Genomic DNA, 23,533 nt, shown 5'->3' on the forward strand with positions numbered 1-23,533 from the left:
GCCCGGATCCCTCGATGGGGGCCACGGCTACCCGAGTGGATAGAGTGACCCAGGTTTGATCCACCCTGAGGAGGACGCGTGGACTGGTTGCAGGCAATCGTGCTGGGCATCGTGCAGGGCCTCACCGAGTTCCTGCCGATCTCGTCCAGCGCCCACGTGTCGATCGTCGGCCAACTGCTGTTCGACGGTCGGGACCCGGGCGCGGCATTCACCGCCGTGACGCAACTGGGCACGGAGACCGCCGTGCTGGTCTACTTCCGCAAGGACATCTGGCGGATCATCACCCATTGGATCGGGAGCCTCCGTGGCACCGTCGAGAAGGGCGATCCGGACGCACGGATGGGGTGGCTGGTCATCATCGGCTCGGTGCCGATCGTGGTGCTGGGTCTCCTGTTCCAGGACGCGATCGACACGACGCTGCGCAACCTTTGGATCACCGTGGCCATGCTCGCCGGCGTCGCTCTGGTGCTGGCCGCCGCCGACCGCTTCGGCGAGCGCAACACCAAGGACCTGCGGCAGCTCTCGTGGCGCGATGGCATCCTGCTCGGGTTGTTCCAGGCGGCGGCCCTCATCCCAGGCGTTTCCCGGTCCGGCGCCACGATCTCCGGCGGCCTTTTCCTGGGCTTCAACCGCGAGGCCGCTGCACGGTATGCGTTCCTGCTCGCCGTTCCCGCAGTGTTCGGGTCGGGGCTGTACAAGCTGAAGGACATCGGCGACGACACGGCCGCCACCTGGGGACCCACCATCGTCGCGACCATCCTCGCTTTCGTCATCGGGTACGCCGTCATCGCCTGGCTTCTGCGCTACATCTCCACGCACAGCTTCCGGATCTTCGTCGTGTACCGCCTGGTGATCGCCGCGATCGTCGCCGTGCTGATTCTGACCGGCGTCCTGTCCGCGTAGGGTTGGCAGCCATGCAGCTACGTCCGCTCGGGGCTTCCGGGCTCCAAGTGTCCAGGCTCGGCCTCGGCACGATGGCGTGGGGTCGTGACGTCGACTGGCCCACCGCGAGGGAACTCCTCACCGAGTTCGTCGAGGCGGGCGGGAACTTTGTCGACACCGCACCCGCCTACGGTGCCGGCGTCGCCGAACGCATGCTCGGCAAAGCCCTGGCGGCCGGACTCCCCCGCGAGACGCTGGTCATCGCGTCGAAGGCGGGCTTCGTGGTGCGCGACGGGCGCAGGGTCATCGACACCTCCCGTGGCGCGCTCCTGACCGATCTCGAAGGAACCCTGCGACGCCTGAAGACAGACCATCTCGACCTCTGGCAGGTGCACGCCTGGGGTGATGCGCCCATGGACGAGACACTGTCGGCGCTCGACTCCGCCGTGCAGCGCGGTCTCGTGCGCTACGTCGGGGTCTCCAACTTCGTCGGGTGGCAGACCGCGACGGCAGCGACCTGGCAGGCGGCGGACCGCGCTCGCACGACGCTGTCGAGCGTGCAGGTCGAGTACTCACTGCTGGCACGCAGGGCCGAGGTGGAGGTTATGGGCGCGGCGCGGCACCACAACCTCGGCGTGCTGGCTTGGTCCAGCCTGGGCCGCGGTGCGCTCACCGGCAAGTACCGCGGCGGACGGGTGCCTCGCGACTCGCGCGCTGCCTCGGAGCATTTCAGCTGGTTCGTCGAGCCCTACCTCCAGCCGCGCTCCGCCGCGATCGTCGACGCCGTCGCGCACGCCGCCCAGGGTCTGGGACTCACGCCGACGCAGGTGGCGCTGCTCTGGGTGCGTGACGCTCCCCAGGTGGCCTCCGCCCTGGTGGGTCCGCGCACCGTCGATCAGCTCGCCGAACTTCTGGACGCCGAGCAGAAGGAACTCGTCGCTCCGATTGTCTCGGCCCTCGACGACATTTCCGGTGGCGCGAACGCACTCAGGTAGGACCGCCATCCGAGCTGACGGTCGGCGCATTGGCTGGGTCAGGCGATGTCGAACCTCACGTGGTGCAGGCCGTCCTCGTCGATCGTGAGATGGAGTTCGCCGGTGATGCCGATGAAGTCGTCGGTCCCGGAGCCCGGTACAACCTCGTAGGTGAGCCGCTGCTCGCCGCCGACCATCGTGCCGAACTGTTGGAGCGACACCGAGCCGCTCAGAGAACCGATCCTCCCCTCGAAGACCTCCATCGCGACGAAACCCGCAGTCCCCTTGGCTGCGTTACCCGACGACAGCATCACGCCCTTGCTCGTGCCCTCAGCCCCGCCGGACCAGACCTTGGTGAAGTCGAACCGCCCGGTCGTGGGCAGCAAACCTTCGCTCGGGGTGATTTCTATGACGAACGTCGCGTTGGTCACCATGTCTCCTCCTCAGGTTCGACTGGCTCCAGCCTAGGCCGATTTGCAAACGGTGGCAGGACACCTGCTAGAGTTCCTTCTCGCCCTCCCCGATGGGGAGTGCCGCTCGTCCGGGTGGCGGAATAGGTAGACGCGCTAGCTTGAGGTGCTAGTGCCCGTTAAGGGCGTGGAGGTTCAAGTCCTCTCTCGGACACTTATTGAAACCCCGTCTGACTAGGCTAAACAGTCAGACGGGGTTCTCTTTTTGCCCGATTTCGGGTCCTGATCGACAACCCGACCAGGTTCGACGGCGTGAAGGCCATCGGCGTTGACGAGCAAGTGGTGCGCCACGAGGCGCTGTTGTATCTGATGGAGGTGGGAGACCTGCATTGGTTGGCCGTCGTAGCGGCGAGGTGAAGCTGACGGCAGCCTGTCCTGGGGGGAACGCCTGGGGTGGGTGGGAGCAGCCGTGACAGAAGCAGTCGGCCGAGTTGACGTCCGCGTGAACCCCGAACTGCCGGCGCTAGGGCGATCGAACCAGACCTACATCTTCGGATCAGGACGGTGGAGATCTCCTCGACGTAATCGGCTGATCAGTGTCCACAGTCAGAATCGACCCGACCGCTGTCAGGGGACTCCCCCGTTTCCCTTGACACGAAGGCTTCATCACTACAATCACCACCGACACCAGGGACTGCTGACGGTTTGGTTGACTCCAAGATCGCATGACTCCCACGAAAGGGTCGTGCTGGAAGGATGGCATCCATGCCGAAGATCGTTTACACCGACGAGTTCAAGCGCGACGCGGTCGCGCTTGTCGCCTCAGGCATCCCGCAGAAGCAGGTCGCCAAGGACATGGGGATGGCCAAGACCACCCTCCAAGCCTAGGTCCGCGACGCTCGCTTCCAGTCCCACGGGATGACCCCGACCACCGATCCTGAGCAGCGCAAGGACATGGCCCAGGCGTTACGCCGGATCCGCGAGCTGGAGATGGAGAACGAGGTCCTACGGCGAGCGGCGGCGTATCTGTCGCAGGCTCACATCACGCCCCCAAAATGATCTACCCGCTCATGAAGGAGATGGCTGCGGTCGGTGCCCCCGTGAGGGTGCCGGTGGCGGTCGCGTGTCGGGTGTTGGGAAACTCCCAAACAGGGCTACTACAAGTGGCTCAAGCAGCCGGTCTCGGCCCGCGAGGCCGAAGAGCGTGAGCTGATCGCCGTGCTGCATCAGCTCCACGATGATGACCCGGAGGGCGGCTACCGCGTCCTGGCCGATGACATCACCGAGCTCGGGTACACACTCTCGGAGCGCAGAGTCTGGCGGCTGTGCCGGGTCGCCGGCATCCAATCGGTGTTCACCACGCGCAAGACCCGGTACAAGAAAGCCGGCGCGCCCGTCCACGATGACCTGGTCAACAGGCAGTTCAGCGCCGACGGCCCCAACGAGCTATGGCTGACCGACATCACCGAGCACCGCACCCGCGAGGGCAAGGTCTACCTGTGTGCGATTAAGGACGTGTTCTCCAACCGGATCGTCGGCTACTCGATCGACTCGCGGATGAAGGCCCGGATCGCCGTCAACGCGCTCGAGATGGCAGTGGCCCACCGAGGCCGGCCCGCCGGGGTGATCGTGCATTCCGACCGCGGGTCCCAATTCCGCTCCAGACGCTTCCTGAAGGCCCTCAAACGCCACAGGCTACGTGGCTCGATGGGCAGGGTCGGGGCAGGTGGCGATAACGCCGCGATGGAGTCGTTCTTCGCGCTACTGCAGAAGAACGTCCTCGACCGTCGATCCTGGGGCACACGAGAGGAACTGCGCCTGGCCATCGTGTCCTGGATCGAGGGCAAGTACCACCGCAAACGCCGTCAACGCCGACTCGGGAAACTCACCCCCATCGAGTTCGAACTCATCATGAACCCAACCGCTACGCTGGCGGCATAAACCCGGAGGTCAACCAGACCTTCAGCGGACCCAACCCAACGGGGGGATTCTCATCATGGAAGTACTCGGCCTGGCAGATGGGGCGGCTCTCGTCATCACGGGGATGGCGTCTCCACCGACAGCCGATGAGCCCCCAGGCCAGGGAACCTTGTCGCTCCCCGCGGAAGTCGCCACGTGGATTGGTGAGGCAGTCGCGGCCGGGGTCACGTTCGAGGTCTTGAAGGAGGCATCCGTTGCGCTGGTTCGACAGGGCTGGACCAAGAAGGGAACGACCGCCACGGCCGAGTCAGTCACCCAGGCGGTCGTCCAGTACCTGCGCTCCTGCGGATACATTGAAATTGTCGTGTCCGAGGTCAGGCGAGTCTCCGGTCAAGGTTGGACTCTGACCGGAACTGCGGACGGTTCTAGGTTCGGGGGAATGGCGGACGACGGCGGCAACTTGGTGCATGTCCGCGTCAGATGACACCTGGCCCACTCCAGAGAACCTGCGCGCTGTCCAGGTTTGGCTGAACCACCTCGACGATCTCAGCGAGAGCCAACCGCAGGCTGTTCTGGACGCAACTGAAGCGGCTTTGCCCTTGCTCGCGACCTGGACGGTCAGTGACGCATACGCATGGACGCTGGCGCTACGTGCCAAGACGCTCCGCTTTCTCGACAGACTCCCTGACGTTCTCGATGCGGCCGAGTCAGGGTTGGGATCTCTCCGCGGCGACGAACATGTCGCCGCGCATCTGCACCTGGAAGCAGGCATGGCGCTGAACCAGTTCGGGAGGCAACCCGAGGCCGCAGAGCACCTGAAAGCAGCGGACAGGGTGTTCGAGTCAGCAGGTGACGATAGCGGGCGCGCGTGGGCCTTGGTTTCGTTGGCCGAGGCATACGCGGGCAGCGGTATACCCACTGATCCAGAGGCAACCTTAAGGCTAGCGATTGATCTCGCCGACCGTTCAGGCGACTCGCGCGCGGCGCGGCGCGGGTGGAAACAACTCGCGGTGCTGCACAGGCACCGCGGCCAGCCCACAGAGGCCCTTGACGCGATCTGGCGCGCGCTGGATGGCGACATGTCTGCGCACACGCGCGCCAACTATCTGCTCGAACTCGGTCACCTGAAAGCGTGGACCGGGGACTACGCGGCGGCAGACGACGCCTACCAAGACGCGTCAGCTTCGTATGCTGACCACGGCGACATCCTCGGCCAAGCGAACGTTGAGCGCGCGCTCGCCACCAACGCTCTCATCTTGGGCCGCCACATACAGGCAGCCAAGAGGCTCGACCGGGCGGCCGAACTTTACCGGGCTATCCGCTCCACGGCTGGTCTCGGCTACGTCCTGCGGGAACGGGCGGTGTTACGCACAACCAGTGGCGACCACATCGGCGCGCTCGCCGACACCGAAGAGGGACTGTTGTGCTTTCGGAACAGTCCCGACACGCTCGGGCTCGCCGGGATGCTGCGCGCCGCAGCCAGGGTTCGCCACGTTACTGGCGACCGCGCCGGTGCTGGTGCCGCCCTCGCGGAGGCTCACGCTCTTGCCGCCGGCGGCAAGAATCCGCTTGCGGAGGCCGGGCTACTGTCGCTCAGCGCCGAGATCGGGGATACGGCATCGCTGCGTCTTGCCGCTGGCACAGAGTCGGCTCGGCTCTACCGCCGGATGGGGATACCTACCGGAGAGGCGTTTGCATTGTCGCACGCAGCCCGGGCACACGCGGATCTCGGAGACGTCGACCGTGCAGTGGCCACCATTCGTGAGGCAACCGCAGTACTCCGCTCCGCCCGAAGCCAAGTCGCGGACCCGGGTCGGCGCGGTGATCACGACTTCGCGCTGCGTGACGTAACCACGAACCTGCTCAAAACCGCCGAACGGCTCGGCGGTCTAGCGACTCTGGTCATGGCTGATCTGATTGTTGATGAAGCCCCGCTCGGCCTCCGGAACGCATTCAACGAGGGTCAGCCTGGCGCTCGCGCCAGGCGTTTCGTGTCCCGCATCTCGACAATGAAGCCCCCCCTCGGGGAGACGTCCGCCACGCGACGCCACCTCATCCAGGAGCTCGGTGCGCTATTTGCATTCATCGAACCCGGTGAGGATCCCGTCTGGACCAGTTTCGAGGACCTCGCCTCCTCACACTCGAGCGGTGCCCTCCTGGCATACGGGGCTCCGACCCGGGATGGACATCTGCCCATCGCTTGGCAGCTGCCCGGCGGCAGGCCGCACGTCGACCTCGTCGGGCTCGATGACGCTGCTGTCGAACAGATCGATGCTCTCGGCTACGCCTTCACCGCCGACCGCGCAGACGTACTGTGGGTTCCGCAGAACCGGTCTTGGCAGACTCATTTGTCCCAAGTCGTGCTGCCGTCGCCGGTCCGTCGCTGGCTCACCGGCGAAGAGTCGCCCTCACTCGCCGTGCTGTTCCCGCCGGTCCTGGCGCACCTCCCCTTGGAGGCGCTGCTCGTGGATGGTGAGCCGGTTGGCCTCCGGGCCGCTGTCGCTCGTTTGACTGTCCCAACAACGGCCACAGTCCGCGCAACCCTGAGCCAAACCGTCGCCTACCTCGATCCAGCGCTGCCCTGGACCCCCGAACGGCTGGCACTCCCCGGCTTCACCCACGACCCCAGGCAACTTCGCGCCGAGTTGGGACCCGCCCGACTCCTATTCGTTGCCTGTCACGGCGAGTCTGCAGTCCGCGCCGAAGGCGCCCTCGTGGCCAGTGATGGCGCACGCGTCGCGGACGCCCTCGATCTCGTGGCACATCCCCTAACCGGCAGCGTCATTGTCCTCGAAGCCTGCTTCGCGGGCCGCTACATGGGTCCACGCACCGGAGAGCAGCTCAACCTCGCCACAGTGAGTCTCCTTTCTGGCGCGAGCGCAGCCGTCGCGGGCCTTTTCGCCCTCCCTGCGGACGACTCGTGCACCGGGGCGATCGCGGCAGCCCTGTTCCGCGAACTCGCAGCTGGCACATCCGCACCCGAGGCTCTCCGTCGCGCACGGTGGGCCTACTGGTCCGAAAGACCGGACCACTTGGGAGTACCGGGACAACCCGAGCTGTCCATGCCCGGCGATGCGCCTTGGGCCTGGGCCGGCCTCTGCGCATACTCCCGTTGACAGCCCGCCAACGGCGCCCTTCAGTCTTCGGCTGCGCCGACAAAGGTACGGCGCACCGCGGCATGGCACGAGAACAGTTCGCTCTGGGTACGGGCAGTCGTCCTGGCGTCACCGGCCGTGCTCACCGTCTGAGCTAAGGCTGTGCGCCGCTCTCCATCCCTCGCTCCTCACGGGCGGGGATCCATCACTACGCTGGAATGTGTTCCCAAGTCGCGCCATATGCGTGCGGTGACTTCTGCATGTCCTGGTAGAAGTCCCATCCCTGATCTCTGCTGGTGAAGACCCTTTCATAGGTCTTCCCGCCTTCGTCTACGGACCTCCAGGTGACGCGATAATTTAGGCTCGGGTCCTCATAACCACTGGTCGGTTCGTGTCTCATCCTTCGAACTTTCTTTGGATTGTCGAGCAACCTATCATCCCGAGCCCTGAACCACCGGCGTGGACAGAGAGCCGACGTGTCACTCCCCGTGCGCGAGGTGAGTTCGCTTGAGGTGCTCACGATCTTGCGGAGAGGACGTTTGGCTCCGGCGAACGGATCGTGAACCACCATGTCCGGCGCGGTACTGGTGAGCGCGTCGCGCACGATGGTCGCGGTGCTGTCGACGAGCATCGCTGCAGGGAAGCGGGTGGATGCCAACAGGTAGGACTGTTGCGACCCGACTAGTCGGGTCGCGAGGCTCGCCTCTTCCCGGCGTGGGTGCCCTGAACGGCATCCGGGTGTCCGCGGATGCGGCCGTGCGCGTGGGGGCGGACCGTTCATCGAGACTGGCGTCCCGAAGCGATGAGCTTGCGGCGTAGTCGAACTGAGCGGACTTGGCCGCCCACTTGCCAGCGAGGAAGTCGGTGACGGTCAGGCAGATCGGCGCCGCGGTGAACCTCTGTACTCGCCGTGACTGTGGTGCGGCGAAGCTGCGCCCGCCACGTGGGTGGCGCCCAGCGACGGGCCGTTGGTGCTCGATTCCAGCTTGAGCCTGGCCCGACAGTCCGTCAGATCGTGCTCAGTGTTGCGTCGGGCCTCCAGGCGGACTGCGGCCTGCTGATTGGAGGTGGTGCGTGGTCGACATCCGACTGCTGTCCCGCGTCAAGTAGTTGGCAGGATTTCTTCTTGTTCAAAGGTGGGTGTTGTCGTGCTGGCGCGGCCGAGGTGGACCTCGAGGGGCCGGTTCCAGGCGATCGCTTCGTGGGGGCGCTGGGTGTTGTATTCGATGCGGTAGTCCTCGGCTCGTTCGACCAGGGTGAGCGCGTCGGCGATCTCGTCGAGGAACAAGCGTTCGTACTTCAATGTCCCGAACCCGCGTTCGCGTGAGCCGTTCTGCCCGGGGCTCTTGACCCGAGTCCGGACGTGTCTCAGCTCGGGGTGCGAGGTGATGAACAACTCGAAGTCCAACGACCTGAACGGGCCACCGTTGTCGGTGACGATAGTGACCATGGGCAGCACTTCCCCAGTGACCTCATCGATAGGGCAGGCCTCGGCCAACGGGTGTCCGAACAGGGCCTCGTAGTCAGCCAACGCGAGCTCGACCGCGGCGATCGCGTCGTGCTTGTTCCCGGTGGGTGAGACATGCCACGTGTGCTCATACTTCGAGTACCAATCCCGGCATCCTGCGATCCGCCACGTCCACCCGAGGTGGTCTCGAACTCGGAGAAGTCCAACTGCCACACCTGGTTCGGGCCATCAGGGGTCTTCGCGAACGCGGCCCTCCGGTCAGCGGCGAGGTCACGGCGCTGCTTCTGGTATTCCGAGGCCAGTAGCAGGCCCTCGTCACGCAGCAGCCGCAGCACGGTCGCCTGAGAGGCCTTGTGTCCGGCGTGACGGGTCAACGCCCAAATCTTGCGATGCCCCCCACGCCGGCTTAGCCAGCGCATGACCCACCACCAGATCCCGCGCAGCCGTACGAGCCGGCTGGGGCCACGGCCCCTTCGGACGGCGATCCTGACGGGCCTTGGCCTGCCACCGGCGCCACGTGCGTTCGGGCATGTCGATCAGCTTCACGAACCTCGCGGTCGACATGCCCGCCTCCCTGCGGATCACCTCGAGGTCCTCGAAGGGCCCAACCTGCCCTTCGCCGACTTCTTCCACACCCGAATCTCGACAGCGGCCTCACCCAACGCCTGAGTCAGCTCAGTGACCTCCGCCTCCAACTGCTGCTCCCGGGTCGAGGGCCCAGACCTACCCGCCGCCAGCCCAGCCTTGCCCGCTTCGAGGAAGTCAGCCTTCCACCGACCGATCGACTGCTCACTGACCTTCTCCCGCCGAGCGGCCTCAGCGATCGTCATCTCTCCAGCCAAGATGCTCAACACAATCCTGGTCTTCTTCTCCACCGGAATCACTGGTGGTCTTCCCATGTCGGACTCTCCTTCAGGACCTACATAACAGCCCTGCCACTAAGTCTGACGCGCGACATCACCAACTACCGCACGGCCCACGTCCCCGAGGGCCACCGACTACTGCTGCCCCGAGAGAACGGCAAGAGCATCGACCGGCACATGGTCACCCGCTTCATCAACAAGGCCGGCGCCGCCGCCGGACTCGGCCACATCCACCCCCACCAGCTGCGGCACACCCTCGCCACCCAGGCCATCAACCGCGGCATGTCGCTCGAAGCGATCGCCGCCATGCTCGGCCACAAATCGATGGACATGACCCTGGTCTACGCCAAGATCGCCAACCGGACCGTCGCCGAGGAGTACTTCACCGTCGCGGAGAAGGTCGACGCCCTCTACGCCCGCCCCGCCGAGCTCCCCGCCGACGACCTCGGGCCGAACATGGCCCGCCTGAACCGCGAACACTCCCGCATGCTCGGCAACGGCTACTGCATCAGACCCCAGATCATGGACTGCATCTACGAGACGATCTGCGAGTCCTGCACCTTCTTCCAGACCACCATCGAGTTCCGCCCCACCCTGCTCGCCCAACGCGACGACGCCTGCGCCAAGGGCCAGATCCGCCGCGCCGAGATCTACGACAACCTGCTCACCGGCCTCGACACACACGAAGCCTCTTGACAACCGATACCCACATAATGCCGATGAGCGCGAGTTCGCTGTCGTAGCCCAGATGGGGAGGACCGAGCCGGCGGTCCTGGTTTCGCGGTCATAGCCGAGAGTCGGATGTCCGAGGGTGAGATCAGGACTTGAGCGGCCCAATAGACCCACTGTCCAAGGCGCGCGGCCGAGGCAGCGGTCGCAAGGCTGGATGAAGGTGACCGCCGCTCAAGGCGACGAACTAGCTCAACAGTGCGCTGGAGAGTGTTTCGGCTTTCGACCCGCTTCCTCGCGGAGCCTGGCGCCGCGAGGTCTGATTGTCTGATTTTCGCGGGGGTTTCGGGGACTCTCGCACTCGCGTTCGAAAAAGCGCTGCGGTGTCGCAAGTGGTGATTGTGCTGGAGCCCGGCTAGTTCAAGTCAAGCCCCGATGTCGGTCTCGGCCCCATCCAACCTCCGGCGTACTTGGGCCTATATGCTGCGAAGGGTCGACGGAGGAACGGAGAAGGCAGTGGAGATCACTGAACTAACCAAGGAGCAAGTGGTCTCGATTTGTGCAACACCCGAGGATCACTTCCACGACTGTAAGTCTATCCGCATCTCACCTGCGAAGCTGACCAAGGCGATGTCTGCTTTCGCGAACGCCGATGGCGGGGAACTAATCGTGGGGGTAGAAGACGACGGCGCATGGGGCGGGTTTCCGACGGTTGAAGGCGCCAACGGTCACCTGCAGGCCATGGAGAGCCTGTTTCCCTACGGTTCTGAATACAGCTACGAGTTCTTCGAGCATCCGACTCTGGGTACCTTTGTACTGCGGGTGATCATTCAGAAGGCCCGGCAGATCAAGGTGGCCTCAGACGGCAAGGCCTACGTGAGGCGAGGAGCTCAGTCTCTGCCCGTCGCCGATGTCGAGGAACTGCGGCGCCGGAAAGGACTCTCAACCCATGAGACAGCGACCCTGAACTATCCGCCGGAGGAAATTACCAACTCCGAGACCATCATAGGGTTCATGCTTGAGATCGTGCCTGAGACCGAGCCGGAGAAGTGGCTCAGAAAGCAGACAGTGATTGTCGACGGCCACCCCACCGTGGCAGGAACAGTCCTGTTTCACGATGAGCCCCAAATCCATCTCCCGAAGTCTGGCGTGAAGCTGTACCGGTATACCACGAGCGACGACCAGGGGTCCCGAGAGCAACTGGCCTATGACCCCATGTCCATCGAGGGGCCTGTCATCGACCTTGTCTACAAGACGGTGGAGGAGACCGTCAGACAAGTGGAGCAGATCCCACTCTTGGAAGAAGGTCGCGGCTTTACGACCATTCAGTACCCCCGCGAGACCTTGCATGAGATTATTACGAATGCCCTAATCCACAGGGACTACGAGATCAATGACGACGTTCACGTGCGCATCTTTGAGAATCGAATCGAAGTGCAAAGTCCTGGAACGCTTCCAGCCCACATCACACCGAACAACATTCTTGACGAACGGTTCTCTCGCAATCCTATGGTCGTCCGCCTCCTCAACAAATTTCCAGATGCACCCAACAAAGATGTTGGCGAGGGGCTTAATACAGCTTTCGCGGCAATGCGGAAACTCGAACTCAAAGATCCGGTTATTACTGACACTGGGACCGCCGTAGTCGTTTCGATTCGACACGAAAGTCTTGCTTCACCGGAGTCCCGCATAGTCGAGTACATCAAAGCGCGCGGATCGATCAACAATCGCGAAGCCCGTACACTCCTCCACAGACCCGAGGCGGACCGGTCGATCCGCCGACTCTTCGCCAAATTGGAGGCGAGTGGTGTCATTGAGAAGGTCCCGGGGACGAACAAGAGTGGAACGCGGTATCGGTTGATGGGGTCAGTCTCGAGCGACCAGGAGAGTTCTGACTGAGCGTCGCCAAGATTGGTTGTCAACCTGCGCAACTTGCCCGAGAGTGCGTATCGGAAAGTAGCGAGTGGCTCAGCTGCGTCTCCCGTCGGAGGACCGAATGGGAAGCGTTAGGCGCCTTGGCCGTTCGTCACCGCATCGATCGTGACCGTGAGCATGAGACTCGTATGCTCGAGGGTCTTCGTTAGGGCAGTGATGTCGAGGTTTGCTGACGATCTTGCGCTCAGCAGTCCCGCGTAGCAAGAGCCGGTGCCCTTTTCGTCGATCTCCGCCAACGCGTCTAGGGAACTCAAGACGTCGTTGGGCATCTCCGTGTCACCAAGCGCCTGAAGGTGGCCCACGAGTTCGTCAGTGAGTTTCGTCAAGTTGTGTCCAACCTTATTTGGACTGCGGAGGCGCTCTCACCGCGACCTTCTCGGTCTTCAACTCGTCTTGGTTCTCACCACGTGCGCGGCGGATCTTGCACAGATCTCGGATCGTAGCCTTGAGTATGAGTTCGATTGCCTGTCTCCAAAGAAAGAGCAACGGCATCAGAATCAGATCATCAACCGGCTTGCCGGTGACGCTGCTTGCCAAGCGCTTTGCTGCCTCCTCATATCCTGCCGCGACCGCCCGTTCGTCCATGTCGGGATCGAACACTATGAAGCGAGTCAAGTCAGTAGCTTGGGCGTTCTCGAAGAGCGGTGATCGATCTGCAGAGTCCTTGATCATCCACCATCATGGCACGCCCTTCGGCGACGAGAGACCCAGCCAGGAAACTAGCCCATCGCAGCAGCGCGAAGGGTCTGTCAGGCAAACGGTGTAAGTGGCTCCAGTGCCCGTGAGGGCAGGAGGAAGTCATCATGACCGAGAACCACGTCATTTCCCTCGAGGAGATCGAGGCGTCAGCCAGACTGGACGACGTGACCGAACCACATCCATCGATGCCGGAGGAGCCGGCTGATCTGGACCCAGATCAGAGGGAAGCGATCGCGCACATGGTGCGCCAGGCCAAGGACACCGGGATCGCGTTGACCGGCCCCGATGGCCTACTCAAAGCGTTGACCGCGCACATCGTCGAGGCCGCCCTTGACGAAGAGCTCAACGAGCACCTGGGCTACGACAAGCACAACCCGATCGGCCGCGGCAGCGGGAACTCCCGCAACGGCACCCGGCCCAAGACCGTGCTCACCGACACCGTGGGTGCCATTGACATTCAGGTCCCGCGGGACCACAACGGCACCTTCGAACCCCAGCTGGTCAAGAAACGCCAACGGCGATTGTCGGACATGGACGCGATGGTGTTGAGCCTGTTCACCAAAGGATTGACCACCGGGGAAATCGCCGCCCACGTCGCCAAGGTCTATGGCACCAGCGTGAGCAAGGACACCATCAGTCGCATCACCGACCGGATCGTCGACGAGATGACTACCTGAATGGCGCGGCCGAACCACCAAAATGAAAACCGCCAATGACACCGAAAATCGGACAGCCCCGGTCCGCGCGGCGTCTAGCCGCCCAGCCTGACCGCACGTTCGCCGCACGAATGGCTCGGTGCTGCGCCTCTATTGACATCCGCGCCTGTCAAAGGGATTTGGAGACAACTTCAAGTCCTCTCTCGACACAAGTGCAAGCCCGGGTCACATCGGCACATAGCTAGCTGACTGGGGTCGTTGCTTCCCTGCCTAGTGCTCCCGCCGGCGCGGGTGCAGTCGGGCCGAGCGCCACCGTGCTGCGAGGGCGATGATCACGCCGATCAGCAACAGCAGGAAGCTGGCCGACAGAGCGAGCCACTTGCCGGCCGTGAAGATCGGCGCCAGGTCCGCCAACGGCGGCGTCCGGGCCGGGTAGCGGGCCATCACCGTCGCGGCGCAGACGTTCTCGGCATAATCCAGCGCCACCACGACGACCGGTAGCAGGGCCAACCGTCGCCACCTACTGCCCTCAGCTGTCGCCCGCGCACAGACCCAGGCGAGCGTCGTCACCAGGAACGTCCCGTACACCAGCGGCCACACAACATCGAACGTCACGCGCGCGTGGACATAGGCGGCCCGACCGTCTCGGCCCCACGCCTCCGCGGCTGAATACAGGTCGTCCGCGGAGTACCACAGGGAGGTGTCCGGCGCCGGGTAGCGGACCGTGTAGAACGCGCCAGCCTCAGCCTGGACGGGCAGCACCATCGCGGTGAACACCGCGAACAGCACAACTGCCGCCATCGCCATCCAGCCCTGCACTCCGTGCGCCAGGCGCTCGGCCAACCGGTCCACCGACTTCATCGCACCCCTGTCCTATGTCAGAGCGGAGACGCGCACGCCTCTGCCGACATGGGGCCTTCCACTCCTGCGGTCGACACTGCCGACACTGCGTAGCAGCGTTCCGCCGAGGGATCCGCGCCGGACGGCCACGGCCAGTAGTCGGGGGCATCCACAATCCCCAACTTCCCGGGGACCAGCGTCCCGAGGGCGTCCGCAGTGACCACGGCCAGCAGGTAAAATTGCCCAGCGGTCTTGCGTCGGTAGACCCGGTAGTGCCCCACCGATGCGGACGCGGCGAGCGGATCCCAGGTGACCTGGACCTCCATGCTCCCGCCCCCGGCCGCTGCCGCCACCCCTGACGGGGCAACGGGCGGGCGACAGCACAGTCGGAGCCGAGGGAGCCGGTCGATCCTCTTGATGAGTCCGGGCATGATGGACCTCCTGTCGATGGGGCCGACACGACGTAACCGGTCATCGTCGACCTGATCCCACGCTAGTCGCGACGGCCCCCGAGCGGGGGCTCAACGGCGGGATCGCCGGCGCTATCCCTGGATCGCGCTCAGAGCCTCTTGGATGGCCGCCGCATCAGTGTCGAGCAGGTCCCTCGCGCGCTCCTGAGTATCGGGTTCAATCGTCCATCCGTCGTCCCGATAGCGGGGAATGATGTGGAGGTGGAAGTGGAATACCGTCTGGAAAGCCACCTCCCCATCACAGAGGAGGACGTTGATCCCCTCGCAGCCCAGAGTCGATCGACGCAGCGCCCCCGCCATGCGATGGCCCACCGCCCAGACGTGCTCCCCCGTGGCCTCGTCGATGTCCTCCAGCCCGACGACGTGCCGCCTCGGCACCACGAGGAGATGCCCCGGGGTGACGGGGTAACGGTCCATGAAGACCACCACCGTGTCGTCCTCGTACACCACGCTCGCGTCAGATCGACCAGCGGTGATCTCGCAGAAGAGGCATGCAGAGCCTGACGTCACCCCATTCTGCTCCATGGGACACATGCTTGCATCGCGCCCGCGGGGTAGCAAGGAACCACGCGGTCAGAGGTAGCGCATCGTGGTCATCATGCCCACTTCCGCGTGGTAGATGTTGTGGCAATGCAGCATCCACTCGCCCGGATTATCCGTGATGAGATCCGCCTCGATCGTTCGCATGGGAGCGATGAGGACAGTGTCCTTCCGGAGCCCCCCACTGCCCGGGAGGCCCCACGTATGGCCGTGGATGTGCATCGGGTGAGCCATCATCGTCATATTCGTCATCCGCATCCGCACACGTCGTCCTGGGGCGACCTCGAGGGGTTCGTGATCACCGAACTTTCTCCCGTTGACACCCCACCCGTACGGATCCATCTGGCCGTTGAGCTCCACGTCGAACGTGTCAGTCACCTCCCCGTCCGGCAGTCCGGCTCCCTCGGCAGCGCGAAGCGTCGTGCCCAGGAGAACGTCACCGTCGAGCTCCGACACCTGGGCTTGGGTCGTCGGTGTGTCGCCCTGTCCAGTGCGAACGACGGCGAGCGCCAAACCGGATTTGCCCTCCGGCCTCGCGACCAGCGGGAAGGCCCCGTCGGACAGGGTCACCGTGACGTCGTAGCGCTCCCCCATCGCCAGGTAGAGGGCCCGCGTCTGCCGCGGCTGGACCGCGAAACCGTCGGAGTGCGTCACTGTCATTGTGTGGCCTCCGAGAGCCAGCCGGAAAATCGTGTCGGATCCCGCATTGATGATCCGCAGCCGCGCCCGGTCTCCCGGCTTGCCCTCGAAGGTGAGCGGCGCCTCGGGGACACGACCGTTGATGAGATAGTGCGGATAGTCGATATCGCCTGCGTCTCCCAGTGGCGATGCGCCGCCATGCATGCCCCCCATGTCGTGACCGCCCATCCCCATCCCCCTGGAGACAGGTCCGTCCTGAGCGGCCAACTCGTCGAAGATGTCGTCGGGATTGCGGCCGACCCCGTCTGTCCAGTCGTCGAGAACGATCACCCACTCGTGGTCGTAACGGCCCGGCTCCGCCGGATCATCGATGATCAGCGGCGCGTACAGTGCGCGGTCCAACTGGACGCCGGAGTGGGGATGGAAGAAGTACGTGCCAGGGTCGGGAGCGACGAACTCGTACACGAATCGCTGTCCCGGCTCGATGGGCTCCTGCGACACACCGGGGACGCCGTCGGCGGCGTGATGAAGCCGGATGCCGTGCCAGTGCACGCTGGTCGATGCCGACAGCTCGTTGTCGACTGTCACCCGGAACAGGTCGCCAGCGGTACCACGCACCAGCGTCGACCCTGCATCGCTGTACCCCCAGGTCGATGCCTCGACACCGCCCAGATCGAGGGTGACTGGGCGCGGTCTGAGCGAGGCCTCGACGGTGGTGCGCCCCGGCCCGGGGACAAGCGTCGGGGTCGGGTAGATCGCCGGCGTCCCACCGTGCCCGGAGGGCGACCGGGGTGCTGGCGAACTGCAGGCCCCGAGCAGACCGGCGCTCGCGGCGCCCAGCCCACCCAGCAGGAGATGCCGTCTCGTCATTGGGTTCATACCTCGAGCGTGCCACTCCACTGGCGCCGAGCCCAGAGGCGGATCATGAAGAACCGGTCAAGCTTCATCCGGGACGGGGATCACACCAATTGCAGCGTTGTGACGCAGGTGGCACCTTCCGGATCCGACGAGAAGGCCGACTCGGCTGTCTTGCCGTCCTTTGTCACCTGGATGGTGCCGGTCACGTCTCGCGGGACCCAGAATCCGACAAACCCGTTGGCGTAGGTCGTGGCATCCTCGTCAACCAGAACCTCGCCGTCGTCGGTGGTGATGGTGACGTGCACGTCGGTGTCCGCCAACTCCCCGCGGCACGTCCCAAGGTTGTGGAAGTAGCACTCGTGCGTGGACGTCTCGTAAGGGGCCAACGAGAGGTAGAACTGGTCCTCGATCGGCAGTACCTCCTCGGTGACTCCGTCCGTGACGACGACCTCGTCGTAGCGGACGGAGGCAGCCACGGGTAGCGGACGCGGGGCATCCAACTGATCCAACGCCTCGACGATCTCGCGCCCGGTCTTCCCGGCGAGACCCTGTGCCTCGAGGAGCCCAGCACCCTCGGAAGCGGCGTCCAGGGCGCCTGAGGTGACAGCTGTGCCGGCCTCAGGGGAGGGCCCGGACGAGCAGGCCGTCAGCGGTCCAAGGATGAGAACTGATGCGGTGGCAAGCGCGGCGAGTCGGATTCGGAGCATAGGAGTGTCCTTCTTGTGTCGGTTCGGTAACCAGCCTGCCCAGTCCTTCCGCCAGGTTCCAGCGCGAGGCGTCAAGATTGGGTCAAGAATGGCCGGTTCGCGACTCCCCGCTAAGGTGTCCGCCGAGGGACTACCCATAATGGACCCGTGATGGACAACGTTCGAGAGGCTCGCGTGCTTGTCGTCGACGACGAGCGCGCGCTGGCCGGCGTCGTCGCATCCTACCTGAAAAAGGAGGGGTTCACGCCCACCCTGGCGCACACCGGACCGGAGTCGGTGGCCGCAGCCGAGGAGTTGGACCCCGACGTGGTCATCCTGGACCTGGGGCTTCCCGGCATGGACGGGGTCGAGGTGTGCCGCCGGATCCGTTCGTTCTCCGACTGCTACGTCCTCATGCTGACGGCCCGAGCAGACGAGGTCGACAAGATCAACGGCTTCGCCGCCGGGGCCGACGATTACCTCACCAAGCCGTTCAGCCCCCGGGAGCTCGTCGCCCGGGTCAACGCTGTGTTGCGCCGCCCACGCGAATCGTCCTTGGCCGAGGCACCGACGGCCCCGCGCCAGTTCGGGCCCCTTCGAGTGCTGGCCGACGGGCGGGAGGTCTGGGTCGGCAACGCGCAGATCAGCCTCACCCGCACAGAGTTCGACATCCTCGACGTCCTATCCGCCCGTCCCCAGCTGGCCATGAGCCGCCGGCAGATCATCGAGGCCGTCTGGGGTCCTGGTTGGGTCGGTGACGATCACATCGTCGACGTCCACGTGGCCAACCTTCGCAAGAAGCTCGACGATCCCCCCACCCAGCCTCGGTACGTGCTGACGGTCCGCGGCGTCGGCTACAGAATGGGCACGGGATGAGTGGGCGCGCCGCTGGGCTGCGGTGGGGCACGCGCACCTTCCTGACGTTGGCGCTGGTGGTATGTGCAGGGGTGGTCACGGCCGCTCTCGTGGCGCTGGCCGTCGGTCCGCCGCTGTTTCACCAACACCTGCTGGAGCTGGGCGGCAGCGTCGGTGCAGCGCAGATGGACCATGTCGAGCAGGCATTCATCGACGCGGGGTCCGCATCGCTCGGCGTCGGGTTGGCAGTGGCACTCCTGCTCGCCACGGCGCTCGCCTGGCTGGAGACAAGACGCCTCAGCCGCCCCCTCAACGCTCTGACCACCGCGTCGGCGCAGCTTGAAGCAGGTGACCTCGCAGCTCGCGTCCCGAGGGATACCACGCCGGAGTTCGATGCTGTAGCAGTCGCGTTCAACGATATGGCCGAACGGCTCCACTCCACCGAGGAGAGCCGGCGTCGTCTCCTCGGTGACGTCGCGCATGAGCTGCGAACTCCTCTGGCCACCCTTTCAGCTGAGCTCGAGGCCGTCATCGACGACGTGCTGCCCTGGGACGCCGCGAGCCAGGACGTGTTGATCCACCAGGTGGAGCGTCTGCGCCTCATTGCCCAGGACCTGGACGACGTTTCCCGTGCCGAGGAAGGACGCTTCACCCTGGACCGCCGGGAGGTGGCGACGGAGGAACTGATCGCGCCGGTGGTCGCCGCCGCCGCGGGCCGTTTCGAGGCGAAGGGTGTGCAGCTGAGGTCGATCATCGACGACGGACCGGTCTGGGCCGACCCGCAACGGGTGGGGCAGATTCTGTCGAATCTTCTCGACAACGCGCTTCGCCACACCCCCGCCGGTGGCAACGTGACGGTGACGGCACACCGGGACCGCACTGCTGTCATAGTGACAGTCACCGACACGGGCGACGGGCTGTCGGCTGACCAGCTTCAGCACGTTTTCGAGCGGTTCTATCGCGCCGACGCGGCACGCGCCCGTGACGCGGGGGGATCCGGAATCGGGCTGACCATTGCCCGCAGCCTCGCACTGGCACACGATGGGTCCCTCACCGCCAGCAGTACCGGGCCTGGCAACGGATCGACCTTCACGCTGGTGCTTCCGGCGCCACAGACGCGGGCGTCTTGACCATTTCTTGATAGTCTCGACCTAGCCAACCCTGCGGTAACTCCGTACCCTGCAAGGAGTTGAGCACGGACGCTGGCGGCTGTGGCCTCGTACGCAGCGCCTCCCCGACCCCGACTAGGCGGTAGCAATGCAGACGAACCACACCGAGCAGCACAACCCGGGCGGGCACGCCGCCCACGCGACCCACGGCCAGGCCATGCGCGAGGGCCGCCCGCACTCCGCGGTCGACGAGGAGCATCAGGTCCACTCGCACGGAGATCACGAGGGCCACTCGACGGCGATGTTCCGCGACCGCTTCTGGATCTCGCTCGTGCTCACCCTCCCCGTGGTCTGGTTCAGCCCCATGGTCGGCCACCTCCTCGGCTACCCAGTGCCCGAGTTCCCCGGCTCAACCTGGGTGGCGCCAGCCCTCGGGACGGTCATCTTCGTTTACGGCGGCACGCCGTTCCTCAAGGGTGGTTGGAAGGAGGCGAAGTCACGCGAACCGGGGATGATGCTGCTGATCTCGATGGCGATCACCGTCGCTTTTGTGGCGTCCTGGGTCACAACGCTCGGCATCGGCGGCTTCGAACTCGACTTCTGGTGGGAGCTGGCGCTGCTGGTCACCATCATGCTGCTGGGGCATTGGATGGAGATGCGTGCGCTCGGGGCGGCGTCATCCGCCCTGGACGCACTCGCAGAGTTGCTGCCGAGCGAGGCGGAAAGGGTTACGGACGACGGCACCGTCACCGTGCCGATCAGCGACCTCGCCGTCGACGACGTGGTGCTGGTGCGCGCTGGTGCCCGCGTACCCGCCGACGGCACTCTTGTGGAGGGCGCGGCCGAGTTCGACGAGTCGATGATCACCGGCGAGTCGCGCCCGGTGCCGCGGTCTGCCGGCGAGCGTGTCGTCGCTGGCACCGTCGCGACCGACAACACAGTGCGGATCCGGGTCGAGGCAACCGGCGACGACACCGCGCTGGCGGGAATCCAGAAGATGGTTGCCGACGCACAGGCGTCGACCTCGCGTGCGCAGGCGCTCGCCGATCGCGCCGCAGCGCTTCTGTTCTGGTTCGCGCTTGGAGCCGCGATCCTCACCGCGATCGCGTGGAGCGTCCTCGGCAGCCCGGGAGACGCCGTGGTTCGCACCGTCACCGTCCTGGTCATCGCATGCCCTCACGCGCTGGGTCTGGCGATTCCACTGGTCATCGCGATTTCCACCGAGCGCGCGGCGAAGAACGGTGTCCTCATCCGGAATCGGATGGCGCTCGAGCGGATGCGCAACATCGACATCGTGCTGTTCGACAAGACCGGAACCCTGACCAAGGGCGAGCACGCCGTCACCGACATCGCGGCCGCGAAGGGGATCGCGGAGGGCGAACTCCTCTCACTCGCGGCGGCAGCCGAGGCAGACAGCGAGCATCCGGTCGCCCAGGCCATCGTCACGGCCGCCGCCAACCACCCGACAGCCCGGGAACTCAGCCGACGCGCCACTGACTTCACCGCGTCCACGGGACGAGGGATCACCGCGACCGTGGAGGGATCGACGATCCAGGTCGGCGGGCCCAACCTGCTGCGCGAACTTGGACTCGAGCCACCCGCGGAGATCCAGAACCGAGCCGACGTCTGGTCGAGCCGCGGCGCCGGCGTGCTGCACATTCTGCGCGACGGTGAGATCATCGGGGCGGTCGCCGTCGAGGACGAGATCCGACCCGAGTCCCGAGCCGCCGTCAAGGCACTTCAGCGCCGCGGGGTCCGGGTGGCCATGGTGACCGGGGACGCCGTCCCGGTGGCCGAGGCGGTCGGTGCTGAGCTGGGGATCGACGAGGTCTTCGCCGAGGTGCTACCGAAGGACAAGGACACCAAGGTCGCTGAGCTACAGGCGCGGGGGTTCAACGTCGCCATGGTGGGCGACGGCGTCAACGATGCACCGGCCCTGGCGCGCGCGGAGGTTGGTATCGCAATCGGAGCTGGAACCGACGTCGCCATGGAATCGGCGGGCGTCGTCCTGGCCGGGAACGATCCGCGGGCAGTGCTCTCGATGATCGAGCTGTCTGAGGCCAGCTACCGCAAGATGATCCAGAACCTGGTGTGGGCGTCCGGTTACAACGTGGTTGCCGTCCCGCTGGCTGCTGGGGTGCTGGCCCCCGTCGGGATTCTCCTGTCGCCCGCGGTCGGAGCGGTGCTGATGTCGCTGTCCACGATCATCGTGGCTCTCAACGCGCAGTTGCTGCGCCGAGTGGATCTGGAGCCCGAGCACCTCGCACGCAGCGAGTCCGGCTAGCCTCGTGCTTTCATGACGGTGGGTGGACTGTAGCGGACTGAGATAGCGAAAGTGCTCCTGACTTGGGATGATGTGACTTGTCTAGAGAAACATCGACCAACAAGAAGGAGCACCTTCGAGGTGAAGAGTACCGGCTCATATCCCAGGGTTCATGTCGATACCGCCAAGGTGACCGCGGTCGGGCAGGCGGGCGGGATCCTGCTGACCGAAACCATCCGCGCGGCCGGCCTGGACCGGGCCCTGTCGGAGGCGCTGTCCCGGTGGCGGAAACCGTTGGCGATCCACGACCCAGGCAAGATCATCTATGATCTGGCGGTGTCGCTGGTGCTCGGCGGTGAGGCGTTGAGTGACCTCGCCACCCTGCGCGCCGAACCGGGGGTCTACGGCCCGGTGGCGTCGGACCCAACCGTGTCCCGCCTCATCGCGACCCTCGCCGAGGACGCGGACAAGGCCATCACAGCGATCGCGGGAGCCAGGCAGCAGGCCCGCGCCACGGTCTGGGCCCTGGCCGGTCACCATGCCCCCGACCACGAGGCGACTGCCGAGGATCCGGTGGTGATCGATCTCGACGCGTCGCTGATCACCGCCCACTCGGCAGATGCAGCAGGCGGCTGCGACGTTCAAACGAGGCTTCGGGTTCTACCCGTTGATGGCGTTCGCCGACCACGGACCTGAGGGCACCGGTGAAGCCCTGGAGGTCCACCTACGCCCCGGGAACGCCGGCTCGAACACCGCCGCCGATCACATCACCGTCACCAAACAAGCTCTCGCGCAGCTCCCCGACCGGAACCCGCGGCCCGGACGCCGCGTGCTGATCCGCGCGGACGGGGCCGGCGGCACGAAGGAGTTCACCAAATGGCTGACCGGGCGCAGGGTGGCGTACTCGGTCGGTTTCACCCTCCCCATGGACACCCCCGACCTCTACCACCTGGTCCCGGAGTGGGTTTGGGTGCCGGCCCTCAACAGCGATGGCGAGGCTCGCGAGGGGGCCGATCTTGCTGACTTCACCGGACTGCTGGATCTCGACGGCTGGCCTGCCGGGATGCGGGTGATCGTCCGCCGCGAACGGCCCCGCCCCGGCGCTCAGCTGCGGTTCGACGACGTCGACGGCTACCGACTCACCGCCTTCGCCACCAACACCACCACCGGCACCCTCCAGCAGCTGGAGCTCAGGCATCGTCGACGCGCCCGCTGCGACGACCGGATCCGGATCGCCAAAGACACCGGACTGGCCAACCTCCCGTTGCACGGGTTCGACCAGAATCGGATCTGGTGCCAGATCGTCGCGCTGGCCTCAGAGTTGCAGGCCTGGAGCGTGATGCTGGCGCTGGCCGGTCATGAAGCCCGCCGTTGGGAACCGAAACGGCTCCGCTACCGGCTCTACACCATCCCCGCGACCCTCGCCAGAAGAGCCCGCCGCACCGTCGTCCACTTCAGCGACCGATCCCGCTGGGCCGAGCTGATCATCGACAGCATCAGCCGACTCCGAAACCTCCCGGCACCCGCCACCTGACCCTCAGACCTCCACATGTCCCTCTGAATCTTGCAGCTCCCGGCCTGGAAACCCGCACCGCAGCGTCACGCGGGGTCTTGTCACACCCACCTGCAAGAATCAGAACAACCTCGACGCCACCAGCGCCGAACAGCCCCACACAGGGCCGTCATGAAATATCGAGGTTAG

At 65.2% G+C, this 23,533-nt stretch carries 19 protein-coding genes, 1 tRNA gene and 3 pseudogenes; 13 read left to right on the top strand and 10 right to left on the bottom strand.

Going from position 1 to position 23,533, the window contains the following annotated elements; all coding sequences use genetic code 11:
* The first annotated feature begins 78 nt into the window (after positions 1–78).
* Together RPIT_RS08260 and RPIT_RS08265 are read left to right on the top strand one after the other, a co-directional pair.
* Positions 79–903: an undecaprenyl-diphosphate phosphatase gene (locus tag RPIT_RS08260; protein ID WP_077342232.1), complete on the top strand. Its 825-nt coding sequence runs from the start codon at positions 79–81 to the stop codon at positions 901–903.
* 11 nt (positions 904–914) lie between these two features.
* Positions 915–1,877 (top strand): aldo/keto reductase, encoded by a 963-nt coding sequence (locus tag RPIT_RS08265; protein WP_077342234.1) that lies wholly within the window; start codon positions 915–917, stop codon positions 1,875–1,877.
* Positions 1,878–1,915: 38 nt separating this feature from the next.
* Here RPIT_RS08265 and RPIT_RS08270 read toward each other — a convergent pair whose 3' ends face one another.
* On the bottom strand, positions 1,916–2,290 hold the full coding sequence (locus tag RPIT_RS08270; protein ID WP_077342236.1) for a DUF3224 domain-containing protein: 375 nt from the start codon (positions 2,288–2,290) through the stop codon (positions 1,916–1,918).
* Between the two features lie 105 nt (positions 2,291–2,395).
* On the opposite strand from RPIT_RS08270, the gene RPIT_RS08275 reads away from it, so the two are divergent.
* The 4 genes and pseudogenes from RPIT_RS08275 to RPIT_RS08290 all read left to right on the top strand — a co-directional run bounded on the left by RPIT_RS08275 (position 2,396) and on the right by RPIT_RS08290 (position 7,302).
* Positions 2,396–2,480: transfer RNA gene (locus RPIT_RS08275), tRNA-Leu, on the top strand.
* Positions 2,481–3,031: 551 nt separating this feature from the next.
* A pseudogene (locus RPIT_RS08280) lies at positions 3,032–4,207 on the top strand (IS3 family transposase).
* Between the two features lie 55 nt (positions 4,208–4,262).
* Positions 4,263–4,670 (top strand): hypothetical protein, encoded by a 408-nt coding sequence (locus RPIT_RS08285; protein WP_077342238.1) that lies wholly within the window; start codon positions 4,263–4,265, stop codon positions 4,668–4,670.
* Positions 4,654–7,302 (top strand): CHAT domain-containing protein, encoded by a 2,649-nt coding sequence (locus RPIT_RS08290; RefSeq protein ID WP_077342240.1) that lies wholly within the window; start codon positions 4,654–4,656, stop codon positions 7,300–7,302. Before RPIT_RS08285 ends, RPIT_RS08290 begins: the two co-directional genes overlap by 17 nt.
* A gap of 1,081 nt (positions 7,303–8,383) precedes the next feature.
* Here RPIT_RS08290 and RPIT_RS15715 read toward each other — a convergent pair.
* A complete protein-coding gene (locus RPIT_RS15715) occupies positions 8,384–8,962 on the bottom strand; it encodes an integrase core domain-containing protein (protein ID WP_226996235.1) in 579 nt (192 codons plus the stop codon).
* Positions 8,963–9,330: 368 nt separating this feature from the next.
* Positions 9,331–9,648 carry a helix-turn-helix domain-containing protein gene (locus tag RPIT_RS08300; RefSeq protein ID WP_143028312.1) on the bottom strand — a complete coding sequence of 106 codons (318 nt, stop codon included), beginning with the start codon at positions 9,646–9,648 and terminating at the stop codon, positions 9,331–9,333.
* 105 nt (positions 9,649–9,753) lie between these two features.
* Between RPIT_RS08300 and RPIT_RS08305 the strand changes: the two genes are divergently transcribed.
* Positions 9,754–10,308, top strand: coding sequence for a tyrosine-type recombinase/integrase (locus RPIT_RS08305; RefSeq protein ID WP_237267869.1), 555 nt, complete (start codon positions 9,754–9,756; stop codon positions 10,306–10,308).
* Between the two features lie 489 nt (positions 10,309–10,797).
* Complete coding sequence (locus RPIT_RS08310) at positions 10,798–12,180, top strand: ATP-binding protein (protein WP_218121676.1); 1,383 nt, start codon at positions 10,798–10,800, stop codon at positions 12,178–12,180.
* Between the two features lie 107 nt (positions 12,181–12,287).
* On the opposite strand, the gene RPIT_RS08315 is transcribed toward RPIT_RS08310, so the two are convergent.
* Both RPIT_RS08315 and RPIT_RS08320 read right to left on the bottom strand, forming a co-directional pair.
* The gene (locus RPIT_RS08315) at positions 12,288–12,542 is read right to left on the bottom strand and encodes a hypothetical protein (RefSeq protein ID WP_077342244.1); all 255 of its coding nucleotides are present in this window, start codon (positions 12,540–12,542) and stop codon (positions 12,288–12,290) included.
* Between the two features lie 13 nt (positions 12,543–12,555).
* The gene (locus tag RPIT_RS08320; protein ID WP_077342246.1) at positions 12,556–12,888 is read right to left on the bottom strand and encodes a hypothetical protein; all 333 of its coding nucleotides are present in this window, start codon (positions 12,886–12,888) and stop codon (positions 12,556–12,558) included.
* A gap of 212 nt (positions 12,889–13,100) precedes the next feature.
* Here RPIT_RS08320 and RPIT_RS08325 point away from each other — a divergent pair.
* Positions 13,101–13,583: pseudogene (locus tag RPIT_RS08325) on the top strand (transposase); the annotation flags it as partial.
* A gap of 258 nt (positions 13,584–13,841) precedes the next feature.
* Here RPIT_RS08325 and RPIT_RS08330 read toward each other — a convergent pair.
* From RPIT_RS08330 to RPIT_RS08350, 5 genes are all read right to left on the bottom strand, one after another.
* Positions 13,842–14,432 carry a hypothetical protein gene (locus RPIT_RS08330; RefSeq protein ID WP_077342250.1) on the bottom strand — a complete coding sequence of 197 codons (591 nt, stop codon included), beginning with the start codon at positions 14,430–14,432 and terminating at the stop codon, positions 13,842–13,844.
* A 17-nt stretch (positions 14,433–14,449) separates the two neighbouring features.
* Entirely contained in the window at positions 14,450–14,842 is a 393-nt protein-coding gene (locus RPIT_RS08335; protein ID WP_077342252.1) for a hypothetical protein, read from the bottom strand.
* Between the two features lie 111 nt (positions 14,843–14,953).
* The gene (locus RPIT_RS08340; protein WP_077342254.1) at positions 14,954–15,406 is read right to left on the bottom strand and encodes an HIT family protein; all 453 of its coding nucleotides are present in this window, start codon (positions 15,404–15,406) and stop codon (positions 14,954–14,956) included.
* 48 nt (positions 15,407–15,454) lie between these two features.
* Positions 15,455–16,939, bottom strand: a complete 1,485-nt coding sequence (locus RPIT_RS08345; RefSeq protein WP_077342256.1) for a multicopper oxidase family protein — start codon at positions 16,937–16,939, stop codon at positions 15,455–15,457.
* Positions 16,940–17,019: 80 nt separating this feature from the next.
* A complete protein-coding gene (locus RPIT_RS08350) occupies positions 17,020–17,625 on the bottom strand; it encodes a CueP family metal-binding protein (protein WP_093665139.1) in 606 nt (201 codons plus the stop codon).
* A 150-nt stretch (positions 17,626–17,775) separates the two neighbouring features.
* On the opposite strand from RPIT_RS08350, the gene RPIT_RS08355 reads away from it, so the two are divergent.
* The 4 genes and pseudogenes from RPIT_RS08355 to RPIT_RS08370 all read left to right on the top strand — a co-directional run bounded on the left by RPIT_RS08355 (position 17,776) and on the right by RPIT_RS08370 (position 23,365).
* Positions 17,776–18,480: a response regulator transcription factor gene (locus RPIT_RS08355; RefSeq protein ID WP_077342258.1), complete on the top strand. Its 705-nt coding sequence runs from the start codon at positions 17,776–17,778 to the stop codon at positions 18,478–18,480.
* A complete protein-coding gene (locus RPIT_RS08360; protein ID WP_077342260.1) occupies positions 18,477–19,589 on the top strand; it encodes a sensor histidine kinase in 1,113 nt (370 codons plus the stop codon). The genes RPIT_RS08355 and RPIT_RS08360 overlap by 4 nt, the downstream gene beginning before the upstream one ends.
* 127 nt (positions 19,590–19,716) lie before the next feature.
* Entirely contained in the window at positions 19,717–21,852 is a 2,136-nt protein-coding gene (locus RPIT_RS08365) for a copper-translocating P-type ATPase (RefSeq protein ID WP_077342262.1), read from the top strand.
* A 120-nt stretch (positions 21,853–21,972) separates the two neighbouring features.
* Positions 21,973–23,365: pseudogene (locus RPIT_RS08370) on the top strand (IS1380 family transposase).
* Positions 23,366–23,533 lie beyond the last annotated feature (168 nt).

The organism is Tessaracoccus flavus (assembly GCF_001997295.1).
Lineage (GTDB): Bacteria > Actinomycetota > Actinomycetes > Propionibacteriales > Propionibacteriaceae > Arachnia > Arachnia flava.

Excerpts from the sequence above, each read along its gene's own strand:
- RPIT_RS08285 (WP_077342238.1), top strand. The coding sequence starts at position 4,263 with ATGGAAGTACTCGGCCTGGCAGATGGGGCGGCTCTCGTCATCACGGGG.
- RPIT_RS08320 (WP_077342246.1), bottom strand. The coding sequence starts at position 12,888 with ATGATCAAGGACTCTGCAGATCGATCACCGCTCTTCGAGAACGCCCAA.
- RPIT_RS08350 (WP_093665139.1), bottom strand. The coding sequence starts at position 17,625 with ATGCTCCGAATCCGACTCGCCGCGCTTGCCACCGCATCAGTTCTCATC.
- RPIT_RS08335 (WP_077342252.1), bottom strand. The coding sequence starts at position 14,842 with ATGCCCGGACTCATCAAGAGGATCGACCGGCTCCCTCGGCTCCGACTG.
- RPIT_RS08270 (WP_077342236.1), bottom strand. The coding sequence starts at position 2,290 with ATGGTGACCAACGCGACGTTCGTCATAGAAATCACCCCGAGCGAAGGT.
- RPIT_RS08330 (WP_077342250.1), bottom strand. The coding sequence starts at position 14,432 with ATGAAGTCGGTGGACCGGTTGGCCGAGCGCCTGGCGCACGGAGTGCAG.
- RPIT_RS08360 (WP_077342260.1), top strand. The coding sequence starts at position 18,477 with ATGAGTGGGCGCGCCGCTGGGCTGCGGTGGGGCACGCGCACCTTCCTG.
- RPIT_RS08340 (WP_077342254.1), bottom strand. The coding sequence starts at position 15,406 with ATGGAGCAGAATGGGGTGACGTCAGGCTCTGCATGCCTCTTCTGCGAG.
- RPIT_RS08355 (WP_077342258.1), top strand. The coding sequence starts at position 17,776 with ATGGACAACGTTCGAGAGGCTCGCGTGCTTGTCGTCGACGACGAGCGC.
- RPIT_RS08300 (WP_143028312.1), bottom strand. The coding sequence starts at position 9,648 with ATGGGAAGACCACCAGTGATTCCGGTGGAGAAGAAGACCAGGATTGTG.
- RPIT_RS08265 (WP_077342234.1), top strand. The coding sequence starts at position 915 with ATGCAGCTACGTCCGCTCGGGGCTTCCGGGCTCCAAGTGTCCAGGCTC.
- RPIT_RS08290 (WP_077342240.1), top strand. The coding sequence starts at position 4,654 with ATGTCCGCGTCAGATGACACCTGGCCCACTCCAGAGAACCTGCGCGCT.
- RPIT_RS08365 (WP_077342262.1), top strand. The coding sequence starts at position 19,717 with ATGCAGACGAACCACACCGAGCAGCACAACCCGGGCGGGCACGCCGCC.
- RPIT_RS08345 (WP_077342256.1), bottom strand. The coding sequence starts at position 16,939 with ATGAACCCAATGACGAGACGGCATCTCCTGCTGGGTGGGCTGGGCGCC.